Source organism: Bifidobacterium jacchi, from assembly GCF_009078285.1.
Classification (GTDB): domain Bacteria; phylum Actinomycetota; class Actinomycetes; order Actinomycetales; family Bifidobacteriaceae; genus Bifidobacterium; species Bifidobacterium jacchi.
Genome location: NZ_RQSP01000015.1, coordinates 21,714 through 28,426 on the forward strand (window position 1 = coordinate 21,714; position 6,713 = coordinate 28,426).

A 6,713-nucleotide genomic window follows, 5' to 3' on the forward strand; every position below is an offset into this window, starting at 1 on the left:
GTCTCTACTGTGAGACGGCTTGTGTCGTCTGCTGTCGATACTCGTTCTCCACGTCACAGGGAGCGCGGGTGCGGTCACAGGGAGGGTGCGGTCACAGGGGCGCTCGCACCCTGTGACCGAGGTGCCAAAAACGTTGAAATACCAAGGTTTTCATCAAGCGGTCACAGGGCGCGGGCGCTCCACGTGACCGAACCCGCGCCACGTGACCCGCCGCGTGCCGCGTGACCCAATGAAGTGGATGCCGTTGACTCCCCGGTTTCGCCGCTTGAAAAGGCCGACGCGTGCCGGGCGTGAGAACAACGGAAGAGCGGCATGCGGGGAGATGGCGCGTCAGGGGAAAGACGGTCAGGAAAGGCGGTCAGGGGAGACGGTTAGAGGCGTTGGTCTGGGGAGTCGGCCAGGGGAGTCAGTCAGGGAAAAGTGATCAGGGGTGGCGGTACGTGTGGCGGAAATGGCAGAACAGGGGGTTAGTGCGCTGGTGGCTCAACGCAAAAAGGCGGGTGGCATGGACGCTGTCGCGTCACATGTCATCCGCCTTAGAGGCTAGGCTGTTGTTTCCTGTCGCCCGTCAGGTTAGTCGGCGTTGCGCACGTAGCGCGGGCGATGCCTGGAAACGTCAGTCACATCAGCGTTATCGGCGCTTGCTGTGCTTCAGCCCTGTTTTCAGCCCTCAATCGCGATCTGATGCTTGCTCTCGACCTGAGCGGCCGGCTGGGTCTTCGGCACGGCGATGCACAGCGTGCCGTTCTTGTACGAGGCGTGAATATCGGATTCCTTCACGTCGTCGCCAACGTAGAAGCTACGAGAGCAGGTGCCGACGTAGCGCTCGCGACGCAGCCACTTGCCGTCCTTGTCCTTGTCGCCGGAATCCTCGTCCTTGTGGGCGGAGACGGTCAGATAGCCGTTGTTGAGCTCAAGGTTGATGTCGTTCTTGTCAAAGCCGGGCATATCGATGTCCACGTCGTAGCCGTTGGCGGTCTCGCGCACATCGGTGCTCATCATGTTGGCGGGCATCACGGCCGAAGAGCCGTTGTCGCTGGAACGCCAGCCCTGGAAGAACGGATCATCGAACAGATCCGAGAACATCGTGTCATTCATCAAAGCCGGAAACATAGCCATAATCGGTACTCCTTGCTATCGGAGTGGAGCGGCTTGGCTCGCCGGCCTTCGCGCCTGCCGCGATCGCTCGCCGCAGGCTGCTGACCGGTTATCGTTGCCGTTCCAGGAACCCCTTCCGGGGCTCCTTCCTTCGCCTTGCACTTCATACAATAGCCCGTTGTGCGCGGATGTTCCCCGATTTTACCCACAGTGAAAAACTTGAGTCACCTCGGCTCAAGTTTTGGCGATCGGGTTGGTACTGGGTGCCGGGGGTCGGGGGCCGGGAGACAATCTGAGAGCGGGTGCGGCACCGTCGCCGAGGTGGGGAAGAACGCTGACGGAACGACGGTGACCGACTGAGAATCGGTGGGCTTTACGCGTTCTCCTAAGCCCGGCTGACATGTCTAAGCCTAGTGTCCTGCGTCAGCAGTTCGTTGATTATCTTGTTGGCTCCCCTTGTCAGGGGAGCTGGCCTGCGAAGCGGGACTGAGGGGTAGTGAATTCGTCGGTGGATGTCTCCGTGTAACGTGTTGTGAGAGTTGCAGGCATGAATCACGCATTGGCGAGCAGAGCGTCGTCGACGGCTTGGCGCAGGAATTGACTGCGGGTCTCGCCGTTACGCTTGGCTCTTGCGTCGATAGCATTCACGCGAGACTTGGGTAGGCGGAACGAGATGGTTTCCAGCTCCTCGTCATAGATACGTGGACGTCCGGGGACGATGGGTCCAACGCCGCCTTCCCATTTGCCGGATTCATATTCAGCGGCCATATGGTCGAGCTGTTCATCGGTCACGCCGAACAGCTTGTTGATTTCCTCGCGATTCATAATTTTCTCCTTATGGCTCCGAGCTCTTTCATGGTCTTTTTGGTCGGTGGCGTCATTGCGTGATAGATCAGCCACTGTCCGGCACTGTTGTGTATGGAGACCATTTCCAGGAGCCGGCCATTGTCGTCCATGCCGATGGACACCCACGATCCGGTGCCGTCGTCTCTCGGAGCCGACAGCAGCACGTTGTGCCATGCCGCCAACACGTCTGCCTCGCGGATGTTCGGATGGCGTTCGTGCACTCGTGGATGAACGATGGCGTTTTCCATTGGTGATGAACCTCCATAAGTATTGCAATACATAATTGTATTGCAGCAGTGGTCTCGTGTCTATATGGGAGAACGGTGACTGCAGATCGTGTCACTTGAATCGTGTCACTTGGGTCGTTTCAGTGCTTCATGGCCATTGACGGAGTCAGTGCCTCGTATTGCTCTGTTGCGGCGACCAGTGTCGCGCGGACCGGTGCCGCGGTGCCCTGTTTGTGAGATAGCAAAAGGGCCGGAGCTGTTGTTTCCAACTGCTCCAGCCCTTTACTTGCTGGTGCGAGTGGGGGGAGTTGAACCCCCACGAGCATACACTCACTGCCACCTGAAGACAGCGCGTCTACCATTCCGCCACACTCGCAGACAAGCAGATAACTTACCACGGTGATCGAATAATGTGCAAATCGGCGTGTCGCGGCACTTCGCGCGTGTGTCGGAACGATCGTGGGTATGCTGGACTATGAAACCTGCCGCGTGCGCAGGATTCAATATCCGGATGTGGGGTTGTTGTGATGGATATGAATCGTCTGCAATCTCGATCGCATTGCATGGTGGCAATGATGCTGCTGATGGTGGTCTGTGCGATCCTGATGGTCTGCTCTTGGTTTGCGATCGGTATTCCCGTCGCGTTTGTCGCTGTTGTCATCGGCATGTGTTCGCTGCGCGAATGCCGGATCTGCCATCGGTTCGCGACGCTGATCCGTACGGGTCGGCACAGCGGCATCTGCCCGATCTGCTCGCGTATGATCATCGAAGGACGTCAGCAGGAACTGTTGGAACGTCGCTCCCGCTGACGCGACAATGCCGACGCGCGCGACTCTCCGGAGCGGCTCGCAGCCGGAAACTCAACCGCGCGAGCCGTGCGCGTAGAAGCGCGCGAGCGTCTCGTCGCGGAACTCCTCGAAGTATCCTTCGTCGATCGACGTGCGAATGTCATCAAGCAGCTTGATGAAGAAATGCTCGTTGTGGATCGTCGCCAGCGTGAACCCGTTGAACTCGCGCGCTCGCAGCAGATGATCGACGTACGCGCGCGAATAATGCGTGCACGTGTAGCAGTCGCATCCCTCCTCAAGCGGACCGAAATCCGTCTTGAACTCGGCGCGTTTGACGTTGTATCGGCCGTCGCGGGTGAAGATCGCGCCGTTGCGCCCACAGCGCGCGGGGGCGACGCAGTCGAACGTGTCGCCGCCGTTCTCCACGCATGCGAAGATGTCGTCCACGGCGGCGATGCCGAGGACGTGCCGCGGCCGGCTTTCCGGCATCGCATCGCAGATCCACGCGCATGTGTCGCCGATGATGCGCTTCTCGATCGCGCCGCCGATGCCGACGCCATCAAAGTCAAGCGAAGCGATCTGCTCGGCGGCGTGCCGACGCAGATCCTCGTAATTCGCGCCCTGCACCACGCCGTACAACGCCTGATACGGCTTGCCGAGCCGAGCTTCGGTCAGTCGCTGATGCTCGGCGATGCAGCGCTGCGCCCAGCGGAACGTGCGCTCCACCGACTGCTCCTGATACGAGCGCGTGTTCATCAGCGTGGTCAGCTCGTCGAATGCGAACATGATGTCCGCGCCGATCTTGTGCTGAATGCCCATCGAGATCTCGGCGCTGAAGCGGTGCAATGAGCCGTTGAGCGGCGATTTGAACGTCACACCGTCCTCGTCCACGAATGCGAGACGTTCCTTGCCCGCCGCGATCACGTCGTCCGACTTCATGCCGGTCACGTCCATGGCGAGCGTCTTTTTGAAGCCCGCGCCGAGCGACAGCACCTGGAAGCCGCCGGAATCGGTGAACGTCGGACCGTCCCAGTTCATGAACCGCGCCAGTCCGCCAGCCGCGTCGATCACGTCCTCGCCGGGGCGCTCGAACAGGTGGAACGCGTTCGACAGCATGCACTGCGCGCCCTCGGCGCGCATGGTCTCCGGCAGCACGGCCTTCATCGCGGCCTGCGTGGCGACCGGGACGAACGCGGGCGTGCGAATGTCGCCGTGCGGGGTATGCAGAATGCCGGTGCGTCCGTAGCGGGCGCCGTCGCGTCCTTTGCCGTCGGCGGTGTTGTCCAGGCGAGTGATGGTCTCGAAGTGGAACGCGCTGCGGTCGCCAGGTTTGCCGGGATTGGCGCCAAGTGGGTGATCGATGAGGCCTGCGCCACTGATCGCCGGTGCTTTCTGAGCTGGAGTTGATTGCTGGAGGCTTGGTTCCTGAAGACTTGTCATAGGCACTACTCTAACGGGCAGCCTCCCGGAGTCTGCCGGAGGATGCTATCCCGAAACTGAGAGGCTGTTTTTGCCTGTTGCGGCAGTCTATCTCGAAACTGAGAGGCTGTTCGGCGGCGAGAGATCTACGGTGTGATGCGGTTTTCCCATTCGTTTCAACCGGTTTCCATGCGCTGGCCGCCTCTCAGTTTCGAGATAGACTGCCGTGAATCCACGAATCAGCCTCTCAGTCTGCAGATAGCGCTGTTCTCCGTTCCTCCTATCCCCCCGTCAACGGAGCAGGTCTGGGGAGAGCCGACCCGTACAGATCACTGGCCGAGCGCTTGACTGGTGTTCGGCCTGGGATGCTTGTTTGATCAGCGGCATGTTGGTTGCCAATTGGCAACCAACATGCCGCAACGGGAAAAATGGAAAATGGCGGAATCGCGGGGATTCTGCTTGTTCAGGGCCTTCGGAACGGTCGATACGGTGGTTGCCAATTGGCAACCAACATGCCATTGACCGAACAGCACCTAGTGTCCTGCGTCAGAAGTTCGTTGATGATATCGTTGGCCCTTTGGCGGATCGAGCTGGCCCGCGCAGCGGATGTGAGGTAGTCAGTAGTCATAAACGGATTCCCGCGCTGGGTGCCAGCACGGTACCATCGCATGGCATCGCGTGCCATCACAGCGCGCCATCACATGAAGCCGAAAGACAATTAGTGCGTTTCTTCCAATGAACATTCAGGAAATATCCAGTGCCGCTGTCTTTACTCTGTAGGTAGCAGTTCACCTCGGGCTGTGCAGGCGAGTCGCCGCAACGCGACGCGCCTCCCGACATGATGAACGAACGATCTTCAGGTAAGGAGCAGCAATGGCTGACGACAACAATGGCGATTGGACGCCGAACAACATCCAGCCCGCGCAGCCGCAGTACGGCCAGCAGGGCGAAGGCGATCCGCAGTCCGCGCAGGCGGCTGCAAATCCCGCTGGCGGGACCCCGGAAGCGCAGTCTGCACCGCAGTCGGCGCAGGAAACGCAGTCTGCACCACAACCGATTCAGCAAGCACAATCCGCACCGCAGCCGCAGTACGGCGAGCAGTCCACGCAAACGCTGCCGCCGCTGAACCAGCCGGCTTCCGTGGCGCAGTCTGAGTCTGCGCAGCCCGCGTCCGTGCAGTCTGAGTCCGCCCAGCCGGCTGCGACGCAAACGCTGCCGACCGCACCGCAGCCGCAGTACGGCCAGACATACCAGCAGCCGCAGTCGGCGGCAGCTCAGTCGGCGGCAGCTCAGCCAACTCAGGTCGCGCCGCAGACTGACGATACCCCGAACTACGCTGCGGCGGCCGGCGAGAAGACGGTCGTGTCGTCCGCGCCCACCCAGCCTCAGTCGCAGCCCGCGCAGCCCACGGCCCAGCCGCAACCGCAGCCGCAGCCGCTGTACCGCCCCGCCCCCGAATACGGCGCGTACGGTCCGGTCCCCACGCAGCCGCAAACCGATCAGAACGCTCAGCCGGGTGCGCAGCAGAACGGCGGCGCGTCCAACGGCGGCACCGCGCAGCCGCAGTACGGTCAGTACAATCCGTTCGGCAGCGCTCAGGGTACGCCGCAGAATCAGCAGAACCAGCAGGGCGGCGGCGCCCAGTTCCCGCCGTTCGGCCCGTTCTCCGACAACGGCGGCGCGCCCGCGAACGGCGATGCCGGCAACGTCGGCGTGGCTGCGAAGACCGGCCGTCGCACGGCGAGCGGCGTGGTGATCGCCGTGGTCGCGGCGCTGGTTTCCGCGGCGCTGTGCCTGGGCGTCGGTTACGCGGCGCTGACGATGGGATGGGTGACGATTCCGGTCGCGTCGTCGAATTCGCTGACGAATGTGTCGTCGAACAAGTCCGGCAATGGCACGGCGACGGCGAAGTCCGGCGAGTCGACCGACTGGCAGGCGGTCGCCAAGGAGGTGTCCGATTCGGTGGTGTCGATTCAGACGCAGCTGAGCAACGGCACGGCCAAGGGCTCCGGTGCGATTGTTGATGCCAAGGGCTATATCGTCACCAACAATCATGTGATCTCCGGCGCGCAGCAGATTCAGGTCACGCTCAGCAACGGCCAGATCTACAGCGCGAAGGTCGTCGGCACCGATACCACCACTGATCTGGCGGTCATCAAGCTGGACAACCCGCCGAGCGATCTCAAGGCGGTCACGTTCGCCGACTCCGACCAGCTGGCCGTGGGCGAGGGCGTGATGGCGATCGGCAATCCGCTCGGTTATGACGACACCGCGACCACGGGCATCGTGTCCGCGCTGAACCGCCCGGTGACGGTTATGGACGACAACAACAACG

General features: G+C 61.5%; 6 protein-coding genes and 1 tRNA gene. 2 read left to right on the forward strand and 5 right to left on the reverse strand.

All coding sequences use genetic code 11. From position 1 onward, the window contains the following. Nucleotides 1-663: 663 nt before the first annotated feature. From EHS19_RS05505 to EHS19_RS05520, 4 genes are all read right to left on the reverse strand, one after another. The gene (locus EHS19_RS05505) at nucleotides 664-1,119 is read right to left on the reverse strand and encodes an Hsp20/alpha crystallin family protein (protein ID WP_151916783.1); all 456 of its coding nucleotides are present in this window, start codon (nucleotides 1,117-1,119) and stop codon (nucleotides 664-666) included. Nucleotides 1,120-1,650: 531 nt separating this feature from the next. Next, nucleotides 1,651-1,923, reverse strand: coding sequence for a ribbon-helix-helix protein, CopG family (locus EHS19_RS05510; protein ID WP_151916784.1), 273 nt, complete (start codon nucleotides 1,921-1,923; stop codon nucleotides 1,651-1,653). After that, nucleotides 1,920-2,192 carry a hypothetical protein gene (locus EHS19_RS05515; protein ID WP_151916785.1) on the reverse strand — a complete coding sequence of 91 codons (273 nt, stop codon included), beginning with the start codon at nucleotides 2,190-2,192 and terminating at the stop codon, nucleotides 1,920-1,922. The genes EHS19_RS05510 and EHS19_RS05515 overlap by 4 nt, the downstream gene beginning before the upstream one ends. Before the next feature lie 269 nt (nucleotides 2,193-2,461). Next, a tRNA-Leu gene (locus EHS19_RS05520) sits at nucleotides 2,462-2,547 on the reverse strand. A 151-nt stretch (nucleotides 2,548-2,698) separates the two neighbouring features. Here EHS19_RS05520 and EHS19_RS05525 point away from each other — a divergent pair. Next, nucleotides 2,699-2,980 carry a hypothetical protein gene (locus EHS19_RS05525; RefSeq protein ID WP_151916786.1) on the forward strand — a complete coding sequence of 94 codons (282 nt, stop codon included), beginning with the start codon at nucleotides 2,699-2,701 and terminating at the stop codon, nucleotides 2,978-2,980. A 51-nt stretch (nucleotides 2,981-3,031) separates the two neighbouring features. Here the strand turns inward: EHS19_RS05525 and tgt are convergent, their stop codons facing one another. Next, on the reverse strand, nucleotides 3,032-4,399 hold the full coding sequence (gene tgt / locus EHS19_RS05530) for a tRNA guanosine(34) transglycosylase Tgt (RefSeq protein WP_241677101.1): 1,368 nt from the start codon (nucleotides 4,397-4,399) through the stop codon (nucleotides 3,032-3,034). 852 nt (nucleotides 4,400-5,251) lie between these two features. Between tgt and EHS19_RS05535 the strand changes: the two genes are divergently transcribed. Then, the coding region (locus tag EHS19_RS05535) for a S1C family serine protease (RefSeq protein ID WP_241677102.1) at nucleotides 5,252-6,713 on the forward strand (1,462 nt) is incomplete at its 3' end.